Below are 24,433 nucleotides of genomic sequence, written 5' to 3' on the forward strand. Positions count from 1 at the left end.
GCGCCCCCGGGTCAGCCCCCGAGCCAGGCGGTGGTGGTGTCGAGGCGGTCGCGCCAGAGCTTCTCGCCGCCCCCTCCCGGCTCCCAGCGGGCCGTGAAGTCCAGCAGGTCGCGGCAGCGGGCCAGCATCGCCGCGTGCCGCGCGTCCCACGCGGGCACGTCGAGCCCGCCCTCCTCGCGGTAGGCGTCGAAGAAGCGCGGCAGCAGCGCCACGTGCTCCGGGTGGTGCGTGCGCACGATCCACTCGCACCACGACAGGTCCTCGACCGGCGGGCCCGGGTGCGCCCACTCCCAGTCGAGGATGGCCACCGGCTCGTACGTCTCCGGGTCGAACAGCATGTTCTGCGGGCCGTAGTCGCCGTGGACGATCCCCAGCCGGTGGATCCGGGCCAGGGCACGCCCGCAGGCGGCCAGCACCTCCGCGGCCCGGCCGTCGTCCAGGAGGTCCTGGCCGTGCTCCCCCGGCACGAACCGGGTCGTCACGCTCGTCGGCGTGATCTTGTGGATGCGCGGCACCGGCAGACGCCCCCGCAACCGGCGCAGGAACCTGCTCTCCGTGCGCAGCCGGACCTCCGCCTCGGGGCCCTCGTAACACTTCACGACCAGCGCGCCGTCGCCCACCGTGCTGTTGGTGTACCCGTGCCTCACAGAGACCGATTCTCGCCTACCGCCACGCCGGGCGCACCGGTCGGCGGCCGTTGACTCCGACGGCCCAGGGAAGGACGGTCCAGGGGCGAAAATGGTTTGCCGGGCTGTCGGGACCTTTGTCAACCTTGACGGGCCATGCGCTCCCTTCCTCAAGCCGATCCCGGCATGCCCGACGTCCGCGGCCCGCTCCGCTACCTGTGGTGGAACGCGCGCCGCCAGTTGCCGTCCCTGCTGGGCGGCATCGGCTTCGCCACCGTCTGGTGGCTCGTGCAGGCCCTCGTGCCGGCGGTGATCGGCAAGGGCGTCGACGCGGTCACCGCCGAGGACGCCCGCGCGCTGGTGCTGTGGTCGCTGGCCCTGCTGGGGCTCGGCCTGGTCCAGGCGTACACCGGGATCATGCGGCACCGGCTGGCCGTCTACAACTGGCTGGCCGCCGCGTACCGCACGGTCCAGGTGACCGCCCGGCAGGCCGCCCGGCTCGGCGCCACCCTGCCCAAGCGCCTGTCGACCGGCGAGGTCGTCAGCGTCGGCAACTCCGACATCGCGCACATCGGCAACTCCATGGACATCCTGCTGCGCGGCACCGGCTCGGTCGTGGCGATCGTCACCGTCACCGTGATCCTCATCTCGACCTCGCTGCCGCTGGGGCTCATGGTGCTGGTCGGGGTCCCGCTCATGGCCGTGGCCGTCGGGCCGCTGCTGCGGCCGCTGCACCGCAGGCAGAAGGCCCAGCGCGACCTGACCGGCGAGCTGTCCACCCGGGCCGCCGACATCGTGGCCGGCCTGCGGGTGCTGCGCGGCATCGGCGGCGAGCGGGTGTTCGCCGACCGCTACCGCGAGGAGTCGCAGCGCGTCCGCCACGCCGGTGTCTCCGTGGCCGGGGTCGAGTCGCTGCTCGAAGGGGCGCAGATCCTGTTGCCGGGCGTGCTCATCGCGGCCGTCACCGGCGTCGGCGCGTCGTTCGCGATCGGCGGGCAGATCTCCACGGGCCAGCTCGTCGCCTTCTACGGCTACGCGGTCTTCCTGATCGGCCCCATGCGCACGCTCACCGAGGCCGCCGACAAGCTGACCAAGGGCCACGTGGCCGCCCGCCGGGTGGTCCGCATCCTGGCGATGGAGCCCGAGGTGTCCGGCGGCACCGGCACCAGCGGGGGCGGCGTGCTGCGCGACACGTTCAGCGGCGTCACCCTCCAGCCGGGCACGCTCACCGCCGTGGCCGCCGCCGCGCCCGAGGACGCGATCGCCATCGCCGACCGCCTCGGCCGCTACACCGCGGGCGACGTCACCTTCGGCGCGGCCGACCTGGCCGAGCTGCCCATCGAGGAGGTCCGCTCCCGCATCCTGGTCGCCGACAACGGCGCCCGCCTGTTCACCGGCCGGCTCCGCGACGAGCTGGACGTGCGCGGCGAGGCGTCCGACGACGAGGTGCGCGCGGCGCTGCGCGCCGCCTGCGCCGAGGACATCGTCGAGGCCCTGCCCGACGGGCTGGAGGCGCGGGTGGCCGAGGGCGGCCGGGAGTTCTCCGGCGGCCAGCAGCAGCGGCTGCGGCTGGCCCGCGCCCTGGTGGCCGACCCGGAGGTGCTCATCCTGGTCGAGCCGACCAGCGCCGTGGACGCCCACAGCGAGGCCCGCATCGCCGACCGGCTGACCGGTGCGAGAGCCGGCCGCACGACGCTGGTCTGCACGACCAGCCCGCTGGTGCTCGACCGCACCGACCACGTGATCTACGTCGAGGACGGCAGGGTGCTCGCCGAGGGCACCCACCGGGAGCTCCTGGAGTCCTCGCCCGCCTACGCCGCCACCGTGACCCGAGGGGAGGACTGACGATGGCCCGCGAGATCCTGCCGGTCGCCGACCAGGCGCGGGTGCGCGCCTACGCCCGGCGGCTGACGCTGAGGTACCCGCGCCGGCTCGCCACCGCCCTCGTCCTGCACGGGCTGGCCGCCGTCGCCGGGCTGGCCGTGCCGTGGCAGCTCGGCCGGCTCGTCCAGGACGTCAAGCTGGGCGCCCCGGTCAACGTGGGGCTGGTCGCGGCCGGCATCGGCGCGTTCCTGCTGCTGCAGGGCGTGCTGGTGCGGTACGCGGTGCTGGCCTCGGCCCGGCTCGGCGAGAAGGTGCTGGCCGAGCTGCGCGAGGAGTTCGTCGACCGGGTGCTGGGCCTGCCGCTCTCGACGGTCGAGCGGGCCGGCTCCGGCGACCTGATCACCCGTACGTCCCGCGACGTCGACTCGCTGTCCAGGACCGTGCGGCACGCGGTGCCCGAGACGCTGATCGCGGTCGTCACGTTCACGATCACGCTCGGCGCGCTGGTGCTGGTCGGGCCGCTGCTCATGCTGCCGATGCTGGTGGCCGCGCCGCTGCTGTGGTTCTCCACCCGCTGGTACCTCAAGCGGGCCCGCGACGGCTACCTGCGCGAGAACGCCGCCTACGCCGACATGACCGAGGGCCTGGCCGAGACCGTGGAGGGCGCGCGGGCGGTCGAGGCGCTCGGCCTCCAGGAGCGGCGCAGGCAGCGGACCGACCGCGACATCGCCCGCTCGTTCGGCGCCGAGCGCTACACGCTCGGCCTGCGCACGATCTGGTTCCCGGCGGTCGAGCTGGGCTACGTCATCCCGGTGGTGTCCACGCTGCTCGTCGGCGGCCTGCTCTACATCGACGGCCACGTCACGCTGGCCCAGGTCACCGCCGCCACCCTGTACGCCCAGCAGCTCATCGACCCGCTCGACCGGTTCCTCATGTGGATCGACGAGCTGCAGGTGGGCGGGGCGGCCATGGCGCGGCTGCTCGGCGTGGCCGACGTGCGCGACGACCGGGCGCCCTCCGGCGTCCGGCCCTCCGGCGAGCTGATGGAGGCCGACGACGTCCGCTACGCCTACCGGGAGGGCCGCGACGTGCTGCACGGCGTGTCCCTCACCGTGCGGCCGGGCGAGCGGCTGGCCATGGTGGGGCCGTCGGGCGCGGGCAAGTCCACGCTCGGCAGGCTGCTGGCCGGCATCCACGGCCCGCGCTCCGGCACCGTGTCGGTGGGCGGCGTCCCGCTGGTGGAGCTGCCGCTGGACGAGCTGCGCGGGCACGTCGCGCTGGTCACCCAGGAGCACCACGTGTTCAAGGGCACGCTGCGCGACAACCTGCTCATCGCCCGGCCCGAGGCCGACGACGAGGCGGTGCGCGCCGCGCTCGCGGCGGTGGACGCGCTCGACTGGGTGCTCGCCCTGCCCGACGGCCTCGACACGGTCGTCGGCTCCGGCGGCACGGAGATCTCGCCCGCCCACGCGCAGCAGCTCGCGCTGGCCCGCCTGGTGCTGGCCGACCCGCACACGCTGGTGCTCGACGAGGCCACGTCGCTGATCGACCCGCGCGCCGCCCGCCACCTGGAGCGCTCGCTCGCCGCGGTGCTGGACGGGCGCACGGTCATCGCGATCGCCCATCGCCTCTACACCGCCCACGACGCCGACCGGGTGGCGGTGGTCGAGGACGGCCGGATCACCGAGCTGGGCTCCCACGACGAGCTGGTGGCCGCCGAAGGCTCGTACGCGGCCCTGTGGAGCAGCTGGCACGGCGTTCCGGCCCGTACCGGCGGGGGAGAGCCCGCCCTGGACGTCCCGGCCGGTACGACCGGCTGAGCCCCGCACGCGTCGTCCGGGTTCAGCTCATGGCTTCGAGGCGGAGGTCGAGCTCCGGCGCTCCGGCGGCGGCGAAGTGGAGCAGGCGCTCGCCCTCCTCCGCGACGGTGGCCTCCTCCGCGCCGGTCAGAGGCGCGAAGAGGCGGACCGTCAGCGTCGCCGCCCCCTTCGCCCGCCGGATCTCCCACAGTCCGCGCACGAAGCCGTCCACCAGCAGCGCCGGGTACACCCCGACGTGCCGGCGGGCCTCGGCGCCCATCAGCCGCCGCCGGTCGGCGTGGCCCAGCAAGACGTTGTCGAGCGGGGCCAGGAACCTGACCGGGGCGGGGGTGTCCGGGTCGGGCCGCGGCGCGTGCGGCAGGTCGAGCAGTTCGGCGCCCTCCTCGTCGCGGAACACCGCCAGCCGGGGCCGCAGCTCGTCGGCGACCGCCCGCAGCCGGGTCAGGCCGCTCCACGCCTGCGCGTCACCGACCGTGGCCGGGCCGAAAGCGGCGAGGTAGCGCAGCAGCAGCTCACGCGCCCCGTGCGTGGGCGCGGCCGGTGGGGTGCCGAGCCAGTCGTCCGCCAGCGCGAACGGCGTCGGCCCGCGCCGTCCCCAGGTCCCGTCGGGTGGCGGATGCACGACCGGCAGCAGCCCCTGCACCGAACGGGCCAGCGCGACGGGATCCGCCTCCGGCCAGCGCTCGGCCAGCGCCCGGCCCAGCTCCGGCCGGGTCAGCACCTTGCCCGCGAGCAGGTCCCGCGCGCTCCCGGCCAGCTCGGCGGGGTCCACGCCCGGCGTCGCCCGGCCGAACGCGCCCTTGCGCCACCGCTCCAGCATCGGCCCCAGCAGAGGACGCAGCCACCGGTGGTCGGCCGCGCTCACGAGGTGCTGGGTGCCCCGGTACAGCGTCGCCCGCACGACCCGGCGCTCGTACAGCAGCGTCGTCAGGTCGTCGTGCCGGAAGCCCGTGACGCGGCTCCAGAGGCCGACGTACGGCGGGTCGGGGTCCTGGGCCTGGAGGCCGGCCAGCCGTTCGACCACCTCCAGCGCCGGTGCGCCGGTACGCCCCAGCAGGAGCTGGCGCTCCAGCGTGGCCCGGTTGAGGGCGCGCCGGGAAAGGACGTCCATCGGTCTCCTCACTCGTCCTCGGCGGGCCGGGTCGCGCGCCGGAGCCGCCCCGTGAGCGTGCGCAGGTGCTCCAGCAGCTCCGGCGGCTCCCGCACCTCGAACTCGAACCCGAACGCGGCCACCCACACCGCCAGGTGGTCGAGGCTGTCGGAGCCGATCCGCAGCACGCACGTGCGCTCGTCGACCGGCTCCACCACGCCGAGCGTGACCGGCACCTCGCCAGCCACCTCGGCCGCCGGGGCGTGCATGGTCAGGACCGCCTGGTGGCGGTGCGGCCGGGTGGCCGTGCCCAGGGTGAGGTAGCGCGCCACGTCCTCGTCGGGCAGCGGGCGCGGGACGAAGCGCGGGCCGTTAGGCACCCGCAGGGACATCCGGTCCACCCGGTACGTGCGCCAGTCGTCCCGGGCCGTGTCCCAGCCGAGCAGGTACCACCGCCGGCCGCCGCTGACCAGCCGGTACGGCTCGGCGTCGCGCGCGCTCTCCTCGCCCTCGCGCGCGACGTACCCGAACCGCAGCCGCTCCCGGTCGCGCACCGCCGCGGCGATGGCGGTCAGCGTCGCGGGGGCCACCGTGGGACCGGCGGCCGGCATGGCCACCATCGCGGCGCTCAGCGCCCCGACCTGGTGGCGCAGCCGCGAGGGGAGGACCTGGTCCAACTTGGCCAGGGCGCGCACGGACGTCTCGGCGATGCCGGTCACCGCGCCGCCCGCGGCCGTGCCCAGCGCCACCGCCACGGCGACCGCCTCCTCGTCGTCGAGCAGCAGCGGCGGAAGGCCGCCGCCGCTGCCCATCCGGTAGCCGCCGCCCACCCCGCCGACCGCGTCGAGGGGGTAGCCGAGGGCGCGCAGCTTGTCGGCGTCGCGGCGCAGCGTCCGCGGGCTGACCCCGAGCCGCTCGGCCAGCTCGGGGCCCGGCCAGTAGGCGCGTCCCTGCAACAGGCCCAGCAGGCGCAGCAGCCGGGCGGAGGTCTCCAGCACACGACGACTCTGCCACCGATCGCGGCCGGTTTCCGGCCGCGATCCATCTAGGTGAGTGCGCGGAAGAACGTCCGGACGTCCTCCGCGAACACCTCCGGCTCCTCCAGGGCGAGGAAGTGGCCGCCCTTGTCCTGCTGCGACCAGTGGACGATCGCGTGGTCGCGCTCGGCGTACGGCCGGATGCCGTACTCGTTCGTCCCCGCCAGCAGCACGCCCGTGGGGACGGTGCCGCGCGGCCGGGGCGCCCAGCCCGCCGGGTCGTTGACCTGCTCGTAGTAGATCTGCGCCGCCGAGCCCGCCGTGCCGGTCAGCCAGTAGAGGGTGACGTCGGCGAGGAACAGGTCGCGGTCCACCGGCCCGCCCGCCCAGCGGTGGAACATCTCCGCGATCCAGGCGAGCTGCGCGGCCGGGGAGTCGGTCAGGCCGTACGCGAGGGTCTGCGGCGAGCGCGACTGGATCGCGACGTACCCGGCGGTCGCCTCGTCGAGGGCGGCGGCCCGCTCACGCTCCGCGTCCGTCAGCCGGGCGTCCTCCTCCGCGTCGCCCGCCGGGAACGACAGGATGCCGGTGAGGTGGACGCCGACCACCCGCTCCGGGGCCAGGCGGCCCATCTCCGGGGCGACGAACGCGCCGGTGTCGCCGCCGTGCACGCCGTACCGGTCGTAGCCGAGGATCTCCATCAGCCGCGTGAACGCCCCGGCGACGCGGCCGGCCGTCCAGCCCGGCCCGGCGAGCGGCGACGAGAACGCGAACCCGGGGATCGACGGGATCACCAGGTGGAAGTCCTCGCGCAGCGGCTCGACCACCTCCAGGAACTCCACGAAGGACATCGGCCAGCCGTGCAGCAGCACGAGCGGCAGCGCGCCGGGGTCGTCCGAGCGGACGTGGGCGAAGTGGATGGTCTGGCCGTCGATGACGGTCGTGAACTGCGGCAGCGCGTTGAGCCGCCGCTCCTGGGCGCGCCACTCGAAGTCCGAGCGCCAGTAGGCGGCCAGCTCCTTCGCGTGCTCCACAGGGGTGCCGCGGGTCCAGCCGGCGCCGGGCAGGTCGGCGGGCCAGCGGGTGGCGTCCAGGCGGCGCCGCAGCTCGTCGAGCTCGGCCTCGGGGACGTCGATCTGAAAGGGAATCGGTGAGGACATGGCCGCGACCCTAGGAAGGATCGCGGCCACCTTCTGTCCTCCGGTGCCGGGCCGGGGTCAGTCGCCCAGCGCGCGCTTGAGGAAGTCGACCTGGAGCAGGAGGAGGTTCTCGGCGACGACCTCCTGCGGCGTCATGTGGGTGACGCCCGACAGCGGCAGCACGCTGTGCTGGCGGCCCGCCGCGAGCAGCGCGGACGACAGGCGCAGCGTGTGGGCCGCCACCACGTTGTCGTCGGCCAGGCCGTGGACGAGCAGCAGGGGCCGCTCCAGCTTGGCCGCGTCGCCGAACAGCGACGAGTTGTCGTAGACGTCCGGCTGCTCGTCGGGGTGGCCCAGGTAGCGCTCGGTGTAGCAGGTGTCGTACAGCCGCCAGTCGGTCACCGGAGCCCCCGCGACGGCCGCGTGGAACACGTCCGGCCGGCGCAGCACCGCCAGCGCCGCCAGGTAGCCGCCGAACGACCAGCCGCGGATGGCCACCCGCCCCAGGTCGAGATCGTCGGGGTACTGCTGGGCCACGCCCTGGAGCGCGTCGATCTGGTCCTCCAGGGCAGGGGTGGCCAGGTCGTTGAGCACGGCCCGCTCGAACTCCGGCCCCCGGCCCGGGGTGCCGCGGCCGTCGGCCACGACCACCGCGAACCCCTGCTCGGCGAACCACTGGCTCTCCAGGTAGCCGCCGCGCCGGTTGAGCACGCGCTGCGCGTGCGGCCCGCCGTACGGGTCCATGAGGACGGGCAGCCGCCCCGAGCCCGGCTCGTACCAGGAGGGCAGCACCACGGCGGTGGACAGCTCGCGACGGCCGGAACGGCCGAGCGAGACCCGCAGGTCGAGGCCGGGACGCTCGGCCACGGACGGGATCGGGATCGCCACGCCGTCGCGGCGCACGACCGTCGTGGACACGCCCTCGGCGTCGAGGCTCTGCTCGGTGAGCACGCCGACGCCCCCGGCCATCCGCCCCGAGAACACCCCGGAACGGGTCGAGACCGGCAGCAGCGAGTGGCCGTCCCACGTCCAGAGCTGGATCTCGGTCGGGTCGCCGCTCGCGCTGAACAGCACGCTGTCGTGGTCGACGTCGAGCACGGCGCGCACCTGGAGCGTGGGCGGCGTGACCGCGCGGTCGCCGACGAACAGCCGGTGGCCGCCCTCCGCCGCGGCCACCCACACCAGCGAGCCGTCGTCGAGGTGGCCCGGCACGCCCGGGACGACGTCCACCCACGCCGGGTCGGTGTCCTCGCGCACCAGCGTCGAGGCGCCGGTCGCCGGGTCCACCTCGAACAGGCGCAGCGCCTTCTGGTCGCGCGGCATCGTCACGATCGACAGCGCGTGGGAGTCCCAGGTGGCGGTGGTCAGGTACTCGTCGGCGAACGGCACGGCCACGCGCGAGCCGTCCAGGCCCAGCACGAACAGCTCGGTCACCGCGTTGGGCGTGCCGGCCGCCGGGTAGCGCTGGGCCGTCGCCGGCCGGTCGGGGTTGGCCGGGTCGGAGACGTACCAGGTGTGGACCGGCGCGTCGTCGGCCCGCTCCACCAGGAGCGCGTCGCCGCCGGGCGACCACCAGTGGCCGCGCATCCGGTCCATCTCCTCGGCCGCGATGAACTCCGCCAGGCCGTACGTCACGGTCGGCGCCTCGGGCGTCGCCAGCGCGCGGTCCTCGCCCGAGGCGAGCTCCTGGACGCGCAGGGCGCCCTCGCAGACGTAGGCGACGTGCCGGCCGTCGGGCGACAGGCGCGGGTCGATCACCGCGCCCGGCACCTCCAGGCGGCGGGTCGCGCCGCTCGCCAGCTCCGTCACGTACAGGCCGCCCGCCAGGGCGAACACGGCCGTCGTCACGCCGGCGTCGGTGCTGTAGGCGACCACGCCGCCCGCCTGCTCGCGGCTGCGCTCGCGCCGGGCGCGCTCCTCGGGCGGCAGGTCGCCCTCGTCGGCGTCGAGCGCGCGCGGGTCGACGACGAGGCGCTCGACGTGGTTGTCGGTGTCGAGCTCCCACAGGCACGTGACCGGGTCGGTGCCGGTCCTGGTCCGCAGGAACACCACCCTGGATCCGTCAGGGGAGATCGTGAAGCCCCTGGGCACACCGAGGGTGAACCGGCGGGTCCTGGCCGACAGACGCGGGAAGCTCTCACTCATGGCCCCAATCCTGCCAGGAAGCGGGAATTGGTTACGCTCGGACTCATGACCGATCGACGGCTGCTGCTCGTGCACGCTCACCCCGACGACGAGTCGATCGGCACCGGCGCCACCATGGCCCGCTACGTGGCCGAGGGCGCCCACGTCACGCTGGTGACCTGCACGCTCGGCGAGGAGGGCGAGGTCATCCCCGAGCACCTGGCGCACCTGGCCGCCGACCGCGACGACGCGCTCGGGCCGTACCGGATCGGGGAACTGGCGGCGGCCTGCGAGGCCCTGGGGGTGCGCGACCACCGCTTCCTCGGCGGGCCCGGGCGGTGGCGCGACTCGGGGATGATGGGCGTCGCCTCCAACGAGCGTCCCGGCGCGTTCTGGCAGGCCGACCTGGACGAGGCCGCGGGTGAACTGGTCGAGGTCATCCGCGAGGTGCGGCCCCAGGTGCTGGTCACCTACGACGCCAACGGCTTCTACGGCCACCCCGACCACATCCAGGCCCACCGGGTGTCGCGGCGGGCGTTCGAGCTGGCCGCCGACCCGGGCTTCGGCGAGGGCGAGCCGTGGCAGATCGCCAAGCTCTACCACACGGCCGCGGCCCGTTCGGTGCTGCGGCGCACGGCCGAGGCGCTGCGCGAGACCAAGTCGGGCTTCCTCGTCGAGGACGTGGACGACATGCCGTTCGGCAGCCCCGACGAGGCGATCACCACGGAGATCGACGCGCGGCCGTGGGTGGGGGCCAAGCTGGCCGCCCTGCGCGCCCACGCCACGCAGGTCACGGTACGGGAGCCGTGGTTCGCGCTGTCCAACGGCATCGGGCAGGAGGCGCTCGGGGTCGAGCACTACGTGCTGGCGATCGGGGTGCCGGGGCCGTCGATGCCCGGCGCCCCCGTCGAGGCGGGCGGCCTGGGCGAGCCCCACAACCGCGAGAACGACCTGTTCGCCGGAATCCACTGACCTCCCTCACCACCCACCTCCTCCACCCGGTGACCTCCGTCCTGCTCGCCCTCCGCATGGGCGTCTCGGGCGCGAGGGGTTCTCCGGAATCCACTAATCTCGTTCGACATGGAGGATCGCGAGCAGGCCGGTGCGGTGCTGTTCGACAACGAGGAGCGCGGGCAGGCCGGCACGGCGCTGGGCGGCGCCGTCTACGGCATGCTGTTCGTGCTGGGGCTCGTCATGGGCGTCGTGGGCGGGTTCACGCAGGCGGCCTGGCACGTCGGCGCCGTCCCCGTCGCGGCGATCGGCTGGCTGCTGGCGCTGTTCGGCGTCTGCCTGGGAGCGGGCAGGATGCTGCGGGCGCGGGCCGGGGCGGCGGTGACGGCCGCCGGGTGGCTGCTGGTGTCGATGCCGTTCTCGCTGGAGCTCTCGCAGGGCGATCTGATCATCTCCAACAGCCCGGCCGGCTACACCTACCTGTACGGGGGCGTCCTGGCGGCGGTGGCGGCCTTCCTGCTGTCGCCGGCGTCGTCGCGCGGTTCCTGGCTCCTGCGTGGGCACATTCCGCGAAAGCCGACGTAAAGTACATCCGTGCACCATGGTTCCCTCAGCCGGCCCGTGGACCAGCGGACGTACCGGAAGGTCGTCGGGAAGTTCGCCACCGGCGTCGCGGTCGTCACGACCCGGCTCGGGGAGGTGGACCACGCGATGACGGTCAACTCGTTCACGTCCGTCTCGCTGGAGCCGCTGCTGGTGCTCTTCTGCGCCGAGACGGCGGCCCGCTTCCACGCGGCGGTGCTGGAGGCCGGGGTGTGGGGGGTCTCGGTGCTGCCGGCGTCCATGGAGGACGCCTCGCGCTTCTTCGCCCACCGCGGCCGGCCGCTCGACGCCCCGCTCGCCCGCTGGCCGCACCACCGGTCGCCGTCGGGGGTGGTGCTGTTCGACGGGGCGATCGCCACGCTGGAGGCCAGGACGACGGCCGTTCATCCGGCGGGTGACCACTCGATCATCGTCGGCGAGGTCACCCACCTCGGCACCCCGTCCGACTCCGCTCCCCTCCTGTACCACAACGGCCGCTACGGGACCTCGCGATAGCGGATTCGAGGTTTTTCTTCTTTTACGGCAGAGCACGGGAGGGCCCAGGCGCCGCACGTGGCTCGGCTCTGTCCAGGGGCACGCTCCTCCGGCGTGCGTGGCAAGCCGCCGTGACGTGCGCGACGTGAGGCGGGGCCGTGGTGTCTCTGACCGTCGCTCCGCCATGACGGCTTGCCCAGGAAGCACGAAAGCCCGGCGGGCGGGCCGCCGGTGAGGCGGTGGCTCGCCGGGCTCTGACGTGGGCGGATCGCCCCTGGCTGCTTACTGGGGTGGGGTCGTGGTCGGCTCCGTGCCGGGCTCCGGTGTGGGCGGCGCCGTAGGGGGCGCCTCCGACGGCGGGTCCGCGGCCGGTGGGCAGGCGGGGATCGGGTCCGCCGGGGCCGAAGGCGTGGCGGTGGGCGTGGCCGTGGACGTGTCGGTGACGGTGGGGGACGCCGGGTCCGCCGGTGGCGTGGTGACCGTCGGGGTGGGCGTCTCCGGGGCCGGGGTGTCCGTGGGCGGGGTCACCGCCGGGGGAGTGGACGTCGCGGCGCCGTCCGACGGCGTCTCCGGTGCCCCCGGAGCGGGCGCCTCCGGTGTCCCCGGAGCGGGCGTCTCCGCCGCGACCGGGGCGGGTGGCTCCGTGGAGGGCCGGCACGTGAACGTGACCGTCGCCGTCACCGTCTCCGCCGGGGCCGTCACGGTGACCGTCTGGGCCGGGGCCGTCGCCGTGACGGTCGTCGTGACCTGCTGAGTGGCGGTCGCCGTCGTCGTGACCGTCACCGTGTCGGCGGGCTCGGGGGTGGCGGTGACCGTCGTGGTGGGGTTCGCCGTGGGGCTGGCCGTCACGGTGCGCGTGGGCCACGGCAGCGCCCGCGCCTTCACCTGGGGCTTGCCCCGCACCTTGTACGTGCCCTTGCCGAGCTTCCTGCTGGCCTGCCCCGCGCCGGTGGTCACCGGCAGCTCGGTGGTGGCCGTCCGGCAGGACCTGCCCTTGCAGACCCGCTGCTTGACCGTGAAGCGTGCCGCGCCGTCGTACGTGATGGAGACGTTCAGATGAGAGACGCCGTCCTTCTTGACGACCTTCGTCTTCGCGGTGTACTTCCCGACCGTGGGGGTCGGCGTCGGCTTGGGAGTGGGCGTGTGGGTCGACGCGACCACGACCCGGAGAGGGGGATCGGACAAGCCCAAAGGATCAGTGGACGAGGTCTGGGTGATCGCGATGCCACCGGCGCCGGCCAGAGCCAGCGCGCCGAGCAGCGCCCCCAGCGTCATTAATCTCATAATCCTGCTCTCAGGGGAGATTTCAGGACCCAGATCATTATTCCGACTTGTCAAGATTGGTCAAGACTGAGACGCATGAATAGGCGCTACCGGTTCCGGCGGGTGGTGAACTACGTCAATCTCTCCACTCCGCTCGGTCTCCTCATCTCTTTCATCGGCGGAGCCACCAGGCAGTCCGGGCCCAACGGGCTCATCCTCGCCCACGGCTACCGTTACCGCTTCCCCATCGCGGGCGCGTTCACCGTCGGCAACGTCGTCCTGACCCGCCGGACCGAGCTGGACGAGCGGCTCATCCTGCACGAGGGCCGGCACGCCACCCAGTGGGCGTGGTGCGCCGGGCTGCCGATGCTGCCGCTGTACCTGCTGTCCATGCTGGTGTCGGTGATCGTGTGCGGGCATCAGGCCTCGTACAACGTCTTCGAACGGCTGGCGGGCCTGGACGACGGCGGCTATCCGCACGCGCCTCCGCGCTGGCGCAGGTGAGAAGCGGCATACGTGACTGATCCGTCACCCAGGGCAGGGGCGGATCATGACGGAGTCTCCCATTCCCCCGCGTCAGTGGCCCGTTGGCTTCAAGGATCGACTCACCGCCCCCCTCCCCGCCTACCGTGAGCTGTTGAGCGTCACCTGGAACGGCGGCGTCCGCCCCTGCCTCGGCGACGCCGACCTCATCCCCGTGCGCCGCCAGGGCGGCCTGCCCCGCCCGGACACCGGCCGCACCATGGTGACGTGGGTGGGCCACTCCACCTTCGTCGTGCAGATCGGGGGGCTGACGATCCTCACGGACCCGGTCTGGTCACGCAAGATCCCCGGGGTGCGGGGCCGCCTGACTCCGCCCGGGGTGACCTGGAGCGACCTGCCGAAGATCGACGCCGTCGTCATCAGCCACAACCACTACGACCACCTGGACGCCCCCACGGTCCGGCGGCTGCCGCGCGACACGCCGATGTTCGTGCCGGCCCGGTTGAAGCCCTGGTTCGACCGGCGCGGGTTCACGGACGTGACCGAGCTGGACTGGTGGGAGTCCGCGACAGTCGGCGGGGTCACGCTCGACTTCGTCCCCGCCCACCACTGGAGCCGGCGCGGCGTCTTCGACACCTGCCGGACGCTGTGGGGAGGGTGGGTGATCGGCCGCTCCGTCTACTTCGCGGGCGACACGGGGTACGGCGAGCGGCTGGCGCAGATCGGCGAACGCTACCCGGGGCTGGATCTGGCGCTCATGCCGGTGGGCGGGTACGACCCGCACTGGTTCGCCAAGGCGGCTCACGTCAACCCGGCGGAGGCGGTGCGCGGCTGCCTGGACGTGGGGGCCCGCCGGATGGCCACCATGCACTGGGGGACGTTCGTGCTGTCGAGTGAGCCGCTGATGGCACCGGTGGAGCAGGCCCGCGCGGAGTGGGTGGCGCACGGCCTGGCCCGCGAGGACCTGTGGGATCTGGCGGTGGGCGAGTCCCGCGCCTTCACCCCGTCGCCCACCCCCGCGGACAACCCTGCGGTCACTCTGGCGGACGCTCCGGGTCGCGAGCCGGCGGAGGAGCAGACGCTTGTTCCGGTCCCCGCCTCGCGTCGTGAACCGGTGAGGGAGGCCGGGCGGCGGCGCGACCGGGAGGCGGCGCGCCGGACGGCCCGCGAGGGCGCCACGGCCCGCGCCTCAGCGGCCCACCGGGAGGCGCGCGAAGCAGCCATGTCCCGCGCCTCGACGGCTCACCGGGACGCGCGCGAGGAGGCCGCGACGGGCGCGTCGGCGGGAGGTGGGGTCGCGCGTGAGGAGGCCACGGCCAGTGCCCCGGCAGCTCACCAAGGGGCGTGAGGAGGCCACGGCTGGTGTCTCGGCGGGTCACCTGGAGGGCCGCGAGGAGGCCGCGACGGGCGCCTCGGCAGGTCGCGGGGGCGCGCGTGAGGAGGCCGCGGCCGATGCCACCGCGGCTCAGCGGGGCGCGTGAGGAGCGTGACTGGTGCCTCGGCGGGTCGTCGGGGCGTGCGCGCGGAGGCCACGGCCGTGCCTCCGCGGGCCGCCGGATGGACATGATCGTCGCGGATGTGGCAGGCTGACGCCGACACATCAACACAAGCTTGTCAGCGCCTGGTAGGTCGGTGGAGCGCGCTGGCGTGCTCGCTTGGCAGCGGCACGACCAGTCACGCCTCCACGCGGGATCGCGGTCGTGTACGCGCCGAGCCGTACACGAAAGGGCAACCATGTCCACCGACCAGTTCGGACTCGCCGGCGGCGACTACGTCCCCGATCCCGATCGCGACACGACGCTGCTCCTCGACGCGTTCTACGACCATCTCACCGCGGCCCTGCGGGAGCACGCGCTTCCCGGCGATCTCGTGACCGCCATGCGGGCACGACAGCGCGAGCTGGAGGCGGCCGGTCGATCGCTGATCGTCGACGAGCCCGCCCGTCACAACCTGCGCATGACCCTGGCCCTGGTGGCCGCCTACACCGTGCTCAAGCCCCGGCTGGGCCGGGAGACGGCCCTCGCCGTCGTGCGCGCCGCGTTCATCGAACCGCTCGGCGACTCCATGAAGGACGGCACCCGCGCGATGCTCGACAACGCCCCCGACGCCTTCCGGGCCATGGTGGAGCTGAGCAGATCGCGCGAGGAGTTCGCGTTCGGGAAGGGCTTCGTCTTCCACCGGCCCGTCGACGACGACGAGCGATATCACGTCGACGTGCACCGGTGCTTCTACCACGACGTGCTGGTCGCCCACGCGGCGCCGGAACTGACCCCGGTCATGTGCGCGTTCGACGCGAACTGGATCGAGGCCATCGAGCCCGACCGGCACGGCTTCCGGTTCGATCGCCGCACCACCATCGGGACGGGCGGCACCCACTGCCCGTTCCACTTCAGCCGGAACGAAGCAGCGGGCTGATGCCCTGACCGGGGGTCACGCTCTTCGGGGGGCTTCTCCGCGGTCGCGGAGGGGCCCCCACGCGCCCCCGGCGGAGGCGGGACGCCGCCTGGTCAGGTACGGCCACAGGAGGGCCGCCATGGCCACCGTGGAGACGGTGCCCGCCGACAGGACCGAGGCCGTCGCCGGGGCCGCCGCCGTGACGCCCGCCAGCGACAGGCCGCACACCACCCCGGCCACCACCGCGTACGCCCCCAGCGCCAGCCGGACCAGGCGCAGCCGCTGCCGCTCCTCGGGCAGCGTGCGGCCCGCGAGCAGGGCCAGCGCGGGCAGCAGCAGGACGCCGTGCATGAGCACCGCGTGGGCGGGCTTGATCGCCGCGGCCACGGTGTAGGCCGTGTCCTGGTGGCCGGTGCGGGCCTGGGTCACGCCTTGGGCGATCATGAGGGCGCCGAACGCCATGGAGGCCAGCAGCGTGCCGAACCCGGCTCGTACGGCCAGCAGCACGCTGGGCGCCACCTCGGGACGCGGCCGCCACACCGCGACCGTCGCGCAGACCGTCACCACGACCAGCACCATGCCGCCCGCCGCCAGCGTCGCGCTCACCAGCGAGTCGAAGCCGGTCGCGAAGTTGAAGTGCGACGGCACCCCGCGCCACGCCTGCATCGTGATCAGCGTCAGCTCGACGGCGGACGCGGCCGTGAACACGCCGACCAGCGCGGCGCGCGGCCGTGGGCGCAGCCCGGCCAGCCCGGTCACCCAGGCCAGCGTCGCCACGCTCAGCCCGAACGACACCCCGAACGTGAACGGCTTGCGCCACGACACCGGACCGTCCCAGGGGCCGCCGTCGACGAGGAGCAGGCCGAGATGGGCGAGCCCCGCCAGGACCATCACCGCGGCGATCGTGTACCAGAGCCGGTTCATGGGTCCATGGTGCGGAAGGCGGGGGCTCGGGCGCGTCAACCCGAGGGTTGGTCCTGCGATACGACCAGGGTCGTACGCCCCCCGCCGTACCCCACGAGCCTCACGGCCGGAGGCGGAGCGTGTGGGCCGCCGCCTGCCGTACCGACTGCGGTTTCGAGAGCATCGGCGTCAGCTCGCCCCTCGCCCACGTCTCCGCCTGGTCCCAGTAGTTGGCGTGGAAGGCGTGCCCCGACGCCCCCGTCAGGTTGATCCACTGGGACTTGTCCAGGTCCGCCAGGTCCACCACCATCCGCATCGACGGCACCGAGGTGACCTCGTAGCCCTTGGCGACGTTCCAGCCGGTGGCGTCCACCGCGTCCTTGCCGCCCGCCACGCTCAGCGGCCCGCGGTTGAACAGCGCCTCCACCGGCGCGATCCCCGACGTGCCGAGCGAGGCGTTGGTGAGCGTGAGCCGGTGCAGGTCGCCCCAGCGCCAGGCGCGGACGTCGGAGCCGAGCGCCTCGGACACCTCCTGGTAGGCGTCGGCCATCGCCTGCCGCAGGATGTCGTCGCGGGTCTCGCGGAAGCCCTTGGTGGTGGTGTCGTCCCAGAACGGGTCGTCGGGCGAGTCGAGCAGCCGCCGCACCACCACGTACCACCGGTCGCCGCCGCTCGGGCGGGCCCCCTCGGGCAGGTCGTCGTCGAAGGCGTCGCTCAGCAGGTGGCGCCAGACGGCGTTGAAGTAGGCGGCGGGCGCGGAGTCGGCGCCCTGCGAGCCGTCCCAGCCCTTCAGCAGGTCCCGCGCCTGTACGGCGGGGCCCGCCATCCGCACGTCCATGAGCGCCGGGACCAGCGTGTCGGCCAGGCCGTTGCGGGTGTCGCGCTGGATGGCGGCCATGGTGGAGGCGTCCACGTCGCCCTTGGCGATCGCCTGCTCCAGCCGGTCGGTGATGCGCTGCGAGCGGTACCCGTACGACCAGTCCTTGGTCAGCAGCGGCTGGTAGCGCCGCGGGTCGATGACGGCGTTGTTGGCCGTGACGATCCAGCCCTCGGGCGGGTTCTCGACCGACGGGAGCCGGTCGTAGGGGATGGGCGCGGTCTTCCAGTCGTACTCGCCCGTCCAGCCGGGCACCGGCCAGGTGCCGTCGCCCTTCTCGCGCACCGGGATCCGGCCGGGCGCCTGGTAGCCGATGTTGCCGGCGGTGTCGGCGTACACGAGGTTCTGCGCGGGCACCTCGAACAGCGCCGCCGCGGCGCGGAACTCGTGCCAGTCGCCCGCCTCGTTCAACGCGAAGATCGCGTCGGCGGTGCGGCCGGGCATGAGCGCGGTCCACTGGAGCGCCACCGCGTTCGCGCCGCCGGACGGCTTCACGTCGCCCATGACGTCGTTGATGAGCGGCCCGTGCCGGGTGGAGCGCACCTCGATGGTGACGGTGTCGCCGCCCGCGACCTTGATCTTCTCCTGGCGCTTCTCCAGCTTGACCCGCTCGCCCCGGTACAGGTAGGTGTCGCCCGAGACCTGCTCCAGGAACAGGTCGGCCACGTCCGGCCCGAGGTTGGTGAACCCCCACGCGATCTTGTCGGTGTGGCCGATGACGACGCCGGGCACGCCCGAGAACGTGAACCCCGTCACGTCGTAGGAGCACCGCTCCGACAGCTCGCGGCAGTGCAGCCCCGCCTGGTACCAGACCGACGGCATCGCGGCGGACAGGTGCGGGTCGTTGGCCAGCAGGGGCTTGCCGCTGCGGGTGTGCTCGCCGGAGACGACCCACGAGTTGGAGCCGATGCCGTCGCGGTCGGCGCCGCTCATCGTGCCGGGCACGGCTTCCAGCGTGCGCGCGGCCTGCGCGAGCGCGGCCGCGGCCGGTCCGCGCGGGCGTGTGCCCTGGCCGCGCCGCGGCGAGGCGGTCTGGTCGAACTGATCCTGCCGGATCGCGCCGCGCGTCACGATCGGCGCGTGCTCGTCGAACGGGTATCCGGGGTAGAGCTGCTCGACCCGCTCGCGCGGCAGCCTGGTGAGGGCGAGCGCGCGGTCGATCTCGTCCTCCATGTTCGAGCGCAGGTCCCAGGCCATGGCCTTGAGCCAGGCGACGGAGTCGAGCGCCGTCCACGGCTCCGGCTTGGCGTCGACACCGGTCAGCTTGAGCACGGAGTACTCGAGACTGCGGTCGGAGGCGTTGGGGTTGGCCTTGAGCCAGGTGTTGACGCCCTTGGCGTACGCGTCGAGGTAGCGCCGGGTGCGCTCGGACAGCTCGGACAGCTCCTGCTCGGCCACCCGGCGCCAGCCCATGGTGCGGATCGCCTTGTCGCTGTCGAGCGTGGCCTCGCCGAACAGCTCCGACAGCCGCCCGGCGGTCACGTGCCGCCGGAAGTCCATCTCCCAGAAGCGGTCCTGCGCGTGGACGAAACCCTGCGCCATGAACAGGTCTTCGGAGGTGTCCGCATAGATCTGCGGAATTCCGTATTTATCGCGATAAATCTCTACGTTGCCGGTTAAGCCGGGCAGCCGCAGCGATCCGTCCACCTGAGGGAACGACGTGCGGACGGTGTGGACGACGACGCCCGTCAGCACCAGCGCGAGGGCGAGGAGAACGGTCAGCGCCCGCGCCAGCCAGCGCAACGGCCACGGCAGCCAGGCGTAGGGCCTCAACCTCACGAAAACCTCCGATCCTCCGCGTCCTCCCGCGCCGGACCCTTAGTCTGACAGGCCCTGATCACTCCTCTCGCCCGCTCGCGGCGGGGGTCGGGAGGAGCTGGAAGCCCGACGTCACCGGGCATTCTTTCATGATCACGTTCTGTGGGGGACGGGCGCGGGAGAGGGCTCAGGGCGTCCGGCCGATGTCGGCGGACAGGTCGAGCCCCAGCACCTGGTCCACGTGCAGGAACGCCTCGAACCGCGCGCCCGGCGACACCGACGCGTCCTCCTCCAGCTCCCGCAGCACCCGCAGCGCGCCCGGAGTGTCGAGGTCGTCCTCGAACGCGGCCTCGACGCGCTTGACGTACTCGGCGGCCATGGGCGCGCTGGGCGACTCCGACCATCGCGCCACCCGCGCCCGCCAGTGACGCACGGCCCGGTCGGCGGCGCGCAGGGCGTCCCAGGTGAGGGCGACCGGCCGCCGGTGATGGTGCTCCAGGAACGCCATGCGCACGGCCAGGGGATCCAGCCCGGCCGCCACGACGTCGGCCAGCGACGTCCCGCCGTCCACCCCCGCCGCCGAGCCGCCGCCCCCCGAACCGCCGCCCGCCGAGCCGCCGTCCACGGAACCGCCGTCCACCGAACCGCCGTCGAACGACACCTCAGCCGTGCGCACCCAGTGCCGCACGACCTCGTGACCGGCCGCCGCGTCGCTCTGCGCGCGCTCGCGGTCGTCGTACGCGCCCCCGCCAACGTGGACGTCCACCCGCCCGCCGAGCAGCCCCAGCGCCACGCCCGAGCACGCCACGTGCGGTCCCGGCACGCCCCGCCCCCAGGGGGACTCCCAGGACGGCTCCGCGCCGGCCGGCCGCCACAGCACCCAGTCGCCGGGGGAGCGCCGCCCCACGGCCTCCTCACCGCCCGCCGTCGCGTCCACGGAGAGGCCGGGGTACGTCCCGGCGTCGAAGAGGACCGGCCCGCCCGGCACCGCGTACGCGTGGCCCCTCTCCAGGAGCGCATCGACGAGCCGCACCGCGAGGAGGACGGTCTCGTCGGGGAGCGGCGCCTGCTCGGCCGGCCGGACGTTGAGGTCGGCGGCGTCCCGCTCCCCGGTCTCCGGCGAGGAGCCGCCGGGCGCGAGGCCGCGCGGGCGGCAGGCCAGCACCCGGACGCGCCCGCGTTCGAGCACCCGCCTGATCAGGTCCGCCACCAGGAGCGGCCGCAGCTCACCGAGCCGGGGCCGCCCGTCCACGGAGGGCACGCACGCGTACATACGCAGCGCCCGCCCCGCCCCGATCTCCCTGATGGTCCCGGTCCGGCTGTCGTGGATCCGCAGCATGGCTCCGAGCCTAACCGCGCCCGCCGGGATCGGTCCCGCTCCGCGGACCGCTCGCGAGAAACGCCGGTCAGCCGCCCAGGAAGCCGAGGATGTCGCGGTCGCCGCGTTCGCGCAGCCGGGCCAGCACCTCGTCGCGCGTCGCCGTGTCGGGCAGCCCGACGCGGGCGCCGATCAGCCGCAGCCCCTCCGCCTCGGAGGTCACCGGCGCGGTGTAGCCGATGAGGTAGAGCGCCCTGTTGAGCGGCGGCATGGCCACCGGCGCGGCCGGCAGGTACCGGGTCAGCAGCTCGCCGCCGTCGGAGACGGTCAGGAAGACGTGGTCGCCCTCGCCGGCCTTGAAGTCGGCCAGCACGTTGCGGATCGACCCCATGGTCGGCTGGTTGTGCCAGCTCACCACCACGTCACCGGACGGCGTCGAGGCGGTGAGCTGCCCGCCGGGCGCCATGCCCAGGTAGGCCGCGAACCCGGTCGGCAGCGGCGAGCCGGACCCGCGCAGGTGCTCGGCGTTGACGTCCACCCGGTGCCACCACCGCCCGTCGCGGCTGCGGAAGCTGCGCCGGGTCAGCGAGACGTCCTTGCGCGGCTGGTACGGCTCGGCGGCCCCGCCGGCCGGGGACGTGCCCGCCACCCGGATCCACCCGCGCTGGGTCCGCTCGAACCCGGGGCCGCCCGAGTAGGCCCGCACCGAGCTCTCGCTGACGTCGTAGCGCGAGGTGAGGTTGGTGACGATGGTGCTGACGGACGCCTCGCCACCGGCTCGCTCGATCTCGCGGGCGATCATCTCCCGGATGCCGAGGTACTCGTCGCCGCCCCACCGGGTCAGCCCGTACTTGTTGCGGTCGACCCGCAGGAACCGGTCGTCGGCGGTGAGCTGGTTGCGGATGCCGACGAGGCTGTAGTCCTCGCCGATGCGCTCCTGGATCTCCTCGGGCGACAGCGGCTTGCCGGCGACGGCCAGCACGGCCTCGGCCTTCTCGTTGATGCTGCGCGGCCACGGCACGACGTGCTGCTCCAGCACGCGCAGGTGCGGCACGGACTTGATCCAGCGCTCGGCGACGTCCTCGCGGACGCCGAGCTGGGCGACCATGGCGACGGCCTCGGCGAGCGGGCGCGGCCCGTCGGTGAAGAGCTGCCGGGTCTTCTCCCGCAGCTCCTCGGCGCCGCCCGCGACGAGCCAGCCCTCGGCCTGGTCGTAGCCGGTCAGCAGGGTGCGCACGAACCTCCAGGCGGGGATGCCGAGCGCGCGCAGCTCCGCGCGGTGCCACGGCACGGCCGCGGCGAGGTCGTCGGACGGCACGGCGGAGCCCAGCCGGCCGCGCAGCCAGGTGACGTGCGCGACGAGCGGCACCGCGTCGGGGCCGCCGAGCCACGCCTCCACGTGGTCGCGCAGGTCGCGCTCGATCTGCCTGATGCGCTCGCGGGTGACCGAGAAACGCTGCGCCAGCTCGTCGAGGGTGACCCGCTGGGCGGCGTAGAGCCGGTCGCGGGCGATGGCCCGCTGCCGGTCGTCGAGGGACCGGAAGAGGCCGTCGATGAGGTCGGGCAGCGGCTTGTCGCGCCGCGCGGGCGCCGCCGGGACGTCGGGGACGGGTTCGAGCAGCCGCTCGAACACCCCGCCGAACAGCTTCTGGACCACGTCCTTGCCCAGCATCTCCGGCGTGCGCTCGGCCTCGGCCGGGTCGGAGAAGCGCAGCAGCGGCAGGATGTCGCCGAGGATCAGATGGCCCCAGCAGGCCACGGCGAGGTCGGCCAGGTGGCCGGCGACGCCCTGGGTGCCGATGACGGCGCAGGCGCGGTCGAGCGGGATCGCCTGCCACCACGCCTCGGGCAGCTGGGGATCTTCCACGATGGGCGCGACCTGACCAGGAGAGGTCCAGCGCACGGGTGGCGCGAGGTCGCTCAGGCTGAGATTCATTCGGGTCCAACCAACCGGCAATGGGAAGATATCCGCAGTTCAGACTATGTGCTCAGAACGACAGAAAAGGGCTGCCTCTTCCGGAGTGCGAGACGTAAAGGATCGACCTGGCCCGGGTACAGGCCACGTACAGCATGCCGCGTTCGCGCTGGAGCGCGCGGGCTCTCGCGGCGGGATCGTCGGGCGGCGTCTCGGGCACCACGCCCTCGGACACGCCGATGACCGCCACCCGCTCGAACTCCAGCCCCTTGAGGCCCTGGAACGTCGAGACCCGGACGTCCCGCTCGCCCAGCGCCCGCCGGGCGGCCCGGACCAGGGCGGGGGTGCGGGCGGCCACCGCGATCTCGCCGGGCGGCACGCCCTCCTCCAGCCAGGCGCCGACGGTGGCGGCCAGGCCCGCCAGCTCCGCCTCCGGCGACTCGTACGCCAGCACCACCGGCCGCCCGCCGGCACCTTCAGCGCGCAGCCCGTACAACGGGGACATGCCCTTGACCAGGCCGTCCACCGGGCCGCCGCCCCGCAGGCGCACCGCGAACGACAGCACCTCCTGCGACAGCCGGTAGGACACCCGCAGCGCGCGCTGCTCGGCGGGGATGCCGAGCGCGCCGAGCGCCACCCGCGTGTCGGTCACCCGCTGGTGCGGGTCGCCGAGCACGAACAGGTCGTCGTGCGCGTGCGGCGCCGCCGCCCGCAGCAGCCGCCACTGCGCCGCGCTGTAGTCCTGCGCGTCGTCCACCACGATGTGCCGGTACGGCTTGCGTCCCGGGTCCACGTCGTCGAGCAGGTCACCCGTCGTCCGCGACAGCAGCCGCAGCGCCTCGTCGGTCAGCTCGGCCAGCGTGCGCGCCCCCGGCCCCACGAGCGCGGGACGGCGGCCCTCGGCCTCGCTGACGATGCGCATGACCAGCCGCTCGGGGTTGCCCACCTCGACCCGCTTGCGCACGGCCTCGTCGCCGATGAGCGTGTCCAGCCGCGCCGCCAGGTCCTCGCCCAGGCTCTGGGAGAACGTCACCAGCAGCACCGGGCCCTTGCCCCGGGCGGCCAGATGGGCGGCCCGGTGCAGCGCCACGAGGGTCTTGCCGGTGCCCGGGCCGCCGATGACCAGCACGGGCTGCTCGTGGCGGCCGGCGTGGGCCAGCCGGTGCTGCGGCGGGCGCAGGAACGTGCACCACTCAGGCGCGCCCAGCACCCGGTCCAGCTCCACCTTGTCGGCGACGAACACGGCCCGGTCCGGGCTGCGGCACAGCGCCGCGTACAGGTCCTCGGTGTCGATCTGGCGCGGCTCCTCCTCCACGGCCCGCCAGCCGTCGAGCTCGCGCCACGCCTCCGACAGCGACCCGCCGCGCGCCAGCGCCGACAGCGGGGCGTGCTGGGTGGGCGGCAGGAAGGGTTCGAGCGCCTCCACGTCCGCCTCGGTCGTGATCAGCCGGACCAGGGGCAGGGCGCGCACGTCGATGCCGAGCGCGAGCAGGTCGCCGTCGCAGATCGGGTCGAACAGCCGGGTGGCGCCCGCCGACCTGCGCAGCGCCGGCTCCACGCGTTCGAGGGCGTCGGCGTCCCACTCCTCGACCACGCCCAGGACCGGGTTGATCCCGTACCGGTGCCGGCGGGCGTGCGACCACGCCTCCGCGTCGGGCAGCACCGTGCGCAGCCAGTACACGTCCCGCTGCCGCACCACGACCCCGCGGTGCCCCTCACCCAGGCGCAGCGTCGCCACCCGGGAGTCCCGGGCGCCGCGCACCCGCTCGGGGTGCGGGGCGCCCGCCACGTTGAGCAGGAAGCGGCGTAACGCGACCACGACGTCCCTGCGCACCGGCTGTGCCAGTGCGCTGAGCCGCCCGGGGAGCCCGGGGCCGATCGCGAGCCGCGGCAC

19 protein-coding genes are annotated in these 24,433 nt (G+C 74.1%); 8 read left to right on the forward strand and 11 right to left on the reverse strand.

Annotated features, from left to right (window positions below):
- Positions 1-11: 11 nt before the first annotated feature.
- The gene (locus HD595_RS22920; protein ID WP_253772245.1) at positions 12-647 is read right to left on the reverse strand and encodes a phosphotransferase; all 636 of its coding nucleotides are present in this window, start codon (positions 645-647) and stop codon (positions 12-14) included.
- Between the two features lie 135 nt (positions 648-782).
- Between HD595_RS22920 and HD595_RS22925 the strand changes: the two genes are divergently transcribed.
- On the forward strand, positions 783-2,471 hold the full coding sequence (locus HD595_RS22925; protein ID WP_253772247.1) for an ABC transporter ATP-binding protein: 1,689 nt from the start codon (positions 783-785) through the stop codon (positions 2,469-2,471).
- A gap of 2 nt (positions 2,472-2,473) precedes the next feature.
- Positions 2,474-4,270 (forward strand): ABC transporter ATP-binding protein, encoded by a 1,797-nt coding sequence (locus HD595_RS22930; RefSeq protein WP_253772249.1) that lies wholly within the window; start codon positions 2,474-2,476, stop codon positions 4,268-4,270.
- A 22-nt stretch (positions 4,271-4,292) separates the two neighbouring features.
- On the opposite strand, the gene HD595_RS22935 is transcribed toward HD595_RS22930, so the two are convergent.
- The 4 genes from HD595_RS22935 to HD595_RS22950 are packed head-to-tail and all read right to left on the reverse strand — an operon-like array spanning position 4,293 to position 9,621.
- Positions 4,293-5,381 carry a winged helix DNA-binding domain-containing protein gene (locus HD595_RS22935; RefSeq protein ID WP_253772251.1) on the reverse strand — a complete coding sequence of 363 codons (1,089 nt, stop codon included), beginning with the start codon at positions 5,379-5,381 and terminating at the stop codon, positions 4,293-4,295.
- A gap of 8 nt (positions 5,382-5,389) precedes the next feature.
- Entirely contained in the window at positions 5,390-6,358 is a 969-nt protein-coding gene (locus tag HD595_RS22940; RefSeq protein ID WP_253772253.1) for a helix-turn-helix transcriptional regulator, read from the reverse strand.
- A 47-nt stretch (positions 6,359-6,405) separates the two neighbouring features.
- Positions 6,406-7,497 carry an epoxide hydrolase family protein gene (locus HD595_RS22945; protein WP_253772255.1) on the reverse strand — a complete coding sequence of 364 codons (1,092 nt, stop codon included), beginning with the start codon at positions 7,495-7,497 and terminating at the stop codon, positions 6,406-6,408.
- Between the two features lie 57 nt (positions 7,498-7,554).
- Positions 7,555-9,621 (reverse strand): S9 family peptidase, encoded by a 2,067-nt coding sequence (locus HD595_RS22950; RefSeq protein ID WP_253772257.1) that lies wholly within the window; start codon positions 9,619-9,621, stop codon positions 7,555-7,557.
- Between the two features lie 45 nt (positions 9,622-9,666).
- Between HD595_RS22950 and mshB the strand changes: the two genes are divergently transcribed.
- The 3 genes from mshB (at position 9,667) to HD595_RS22965 (ending at position 11,649) form a co-directional block, all read left to right on the forward strand.
- Positions 9,667-10,572: an N-acetyl-1-D-myo-inositol-2-amino-2-deoxy-alpha-D-glucopyranoside deacetylase gene (gene mshB, locus HD595_RS22955; protein ID WP_253772258.1), complete on the forward strand. Its 906-nt coding sequence runs from the start codon at positions 9,667-9,669 to the stop codon at positions 10,570-10,572.
- Between the two features lie 108 nt (positions 10,573-10,680).
- A complete protein-coding gene (locus HD595_RS22960; RefSeq protein WP_253772260.1) occupies positions 10,681-11,136 on the forward strand; it encodes a DUF6113 family protein in 456 nt (151 codons plus the stop codon).
- A gap of 9 nt (positions 11,137-11,145) precedes the next feature.
- Positions 11,146-11,649, forward strand: a complete 504-nt coding sequence (locus HD595_RS22965) for a flavin reductase family protein (protein WP_253772262.1) — start codon at positions 11,146-11,148, stop codon at positions 11,647-11,649.
- A gap of 261 nt (positions 11,650-11,910) precedes the next feature.
- On the opposite strand, the gene HD595_RS22970 is transcribed toward HD595_RS22965, so the two are convergent.
- Complete coding sequence (locus HD595_RS22970; RefSeq protein ID WP_253772264.1) at positions 11,911-12,903, reverse strand: hypothetical protein; 993 nt, start codon at positions 12,901-12,903, stop codon at positions 11,911-11,913.
- Between the two features lie 84 nt (positions 12,904-12,987).
- Between HD595_RS22970 and HD595_RS22975 the strand changes: the two genes are divergently transcribed.
- The 3 genes from HD595_RS22975 to HD595_RS22985 all read left to right on the forward strand — a co-directional run bounded on the left by HD595_RS22975 (position 12,988) and on the right by HD595_RS22985 (position 15,789).
- Complete coding sequence (locus HD595_RS22975) at positions 12,988-13,395, forward strand: hypothetical protein (protein ID WP_253772266.1); 408 nt, start codon at positions 12,988-12,990, stop codon at positions 13,393-13,395.
- 133 nt (positions 13,396-13,528) lie between these two features.
- Positions 13,529-14,722 (forward strand): MBL fold metallo-hydrolase, encoded by a 1,194-nt coding sequence (locus HD595_RS22980; RefSeq protein ID WP_253772268.1) that lies wholly within the window; start codon positions 13,529-13,531, stop codon positions 14,720-14,722.
- A 386-nt stretch (positions 14,723-15,108) separates the two neighbouring features.
- The gene (locus HD595_RS22985) at positions 15,109-15,789 is read left to right on the forward strand and encodes an L-2-amino-thiazoline-4-carboxylic acid hydrolase (protein WP_253772270.1); all 681 of its coding nucleotides are present in this window, start codon (positions 15,109-15,111) and stop codon (positions 15,787-15,789) included.
- Positions 15,790-15,804: 15 nt separating this feature from the next.
- Here HD595_RS22985 and HD595_RS22990 read toward each other — a convergent pair whose 3' ends face one another.
- The 5 genes from HD595_RS22990 to HD595_RS23010 form a co-directional block, all read right to left on the reverse strand.
- Positions 15,805-16,692: a hypothetical protein gene (locus HD595_RS22990; RefSeq protein ID WP_253772272.1), complete on the reverse strand. Its 888-nt coding sequence runs from the start codon at positions 16,690-16,692 to the stop codon at positions 15,805-15,807.
- A gap of 100 nt (positions 16,693-16,792) precedes the next feature.
- On the reverse strand, positions 16,793-19,327 hold the full coding sequence (locus tag HD595_RS22995) for a penicillin acylase family protein (RefSeq protein WP_253772274.1): 2,535 nt from the start codon (positions 19,325-19,327) through the stop codon (positions 16,793-16,795).
- 166 nt (positions 19,328-19,493) lie between these two features.
- On the reverse strand, positions 19,494-20,645 hold the full coding sequence (locus tag HD595_RS23000) for a cysteine--tRNA ligase (RefSeq protein ID WP_253772276.1): 1,152 nt from the start codon (positions 20,643-20,645) through the stop codon (positions 19,494-19,496).
- Between the two features lie 67 nt (positions 20,646-20,712).
- On the reverse strand, positions 20,713-22,491 hold the full coding sequence (locus tag HD595_RS23005) for a sigma factor-like helix-turn-helix DNA-binding protein (RefSeq protein ID WP_253772278.1): 1,779 nt from the start codon (positions 22,489-22,491) through the stop codon (positions 20,713-20,715).
- Positions 22,492-22,612: 121 nt separating this feature from the next.
- On the reverse strand, positions 22,613-24,433 hold the full coding sequence (locus HD595_RS23010; protein WP_253772280.1) for a UvrD-helicase domain-containing protein: 1,821 nt from the start codon (positions 24,431-24,433) through the stop codon (positions 22,613-22,615).

This window comes from Nonomuraea roseoviolacea subsp. carminata (assembly GCF_024172185.1).
In the GTDB taxonomy this organism is placed as follows: Bacteria; Actinomycetota; Actinomycetes; order Streptosporangiales; family Streptosporangiaceae; genus Nonomuraea; species Nonomuraea roseoviolacea.

Bases quoted from the DNA above. Each gene is read 5' to 3' on its own strand.
- HD595_RS22925 (WP_253772247.1), top strand. From the start codon at position 783: ATGCGCTCCCTTCCTCAAGCCGATCCCGGCATGCCCGACGTCCGCGGC.
- HD595_RS22930 (WP_253772249.1), top strand. From the start codon at position 2,474: ATGGCCCGCGAGATCCTGCCGGTCGCCGACCAGGCGCGGGTGCGCGCC.
- HD595_RS22935 (WP_253772251.1), bottom strand. From the start codon at position 5,381: ATGGACGTCCTTTCCCGGCGCGCCCTCAACCGGGCCACGCTGGAGCGC.
- HD595_RS22945 (WP_253772255.1), bottom strand. From the start codon at position 7,497: ATGTCCTCACCGATTCCCTTTCAGATCGACGTCCCCGAGGCCGAGCTC.
- HD595_RS22950 (WP_253772257.1), bottom strand. From the start codon at position 9,621: ATGAGTGAGAGCTTCCCGCGTCTGTCGGCCAGGACCCGCCGGTTCACC.
- mshB (WP_253772258.1), top strand. From the start codon at position 9,667: ATGACCGATCGACGGCTGCTGCTCGTGCACGCTCACCCCGACGACGAG.
- HD595_RS22960 (WP_253772260.1), top strand. From the start codon at position 10,681: ATGGAGGATCGCGAGCAGGCCGGTGCGGTGCTGTTCGACAACGAGGAG.
- HD595_RS22970 (WP_253772264.1), bottom strand. From the start codon at position 12,903: ATGACGCTGGGGGCGCTGCTCGGCGCGCTGGCTCTGGCCGGCGCCGGT.
- HD595_RS22975 (WP_253772266.1), top strand. From the start codon at position 12,988: ATGAATAGGCGCTACCGGTTCCGGCGGGTGGTGAACTACGTCAATCTC.
- HD595_RS22985 (WP_253772270.1), top strand. From the start codon at position 15,109: ATGTCCACCGACCAGTTCGGACTCGCCGGCGGCGACTACGTCCCCGAT.
- HD595_RS22990 (WP_253772272.1), bottom strand. From the start codon at position 16,692: ATGAACCGGCTCTGGTACACGATCGCCGCGGTGATGGTCCTGGCGGGG.
- HD595_RS23000 (WP_253772276.1), bottom strand. From the start codon at position 20,645: ATGCTGCGGATCCACGACAGCCGGACCGGGACCATCAGGGAGATCGGG.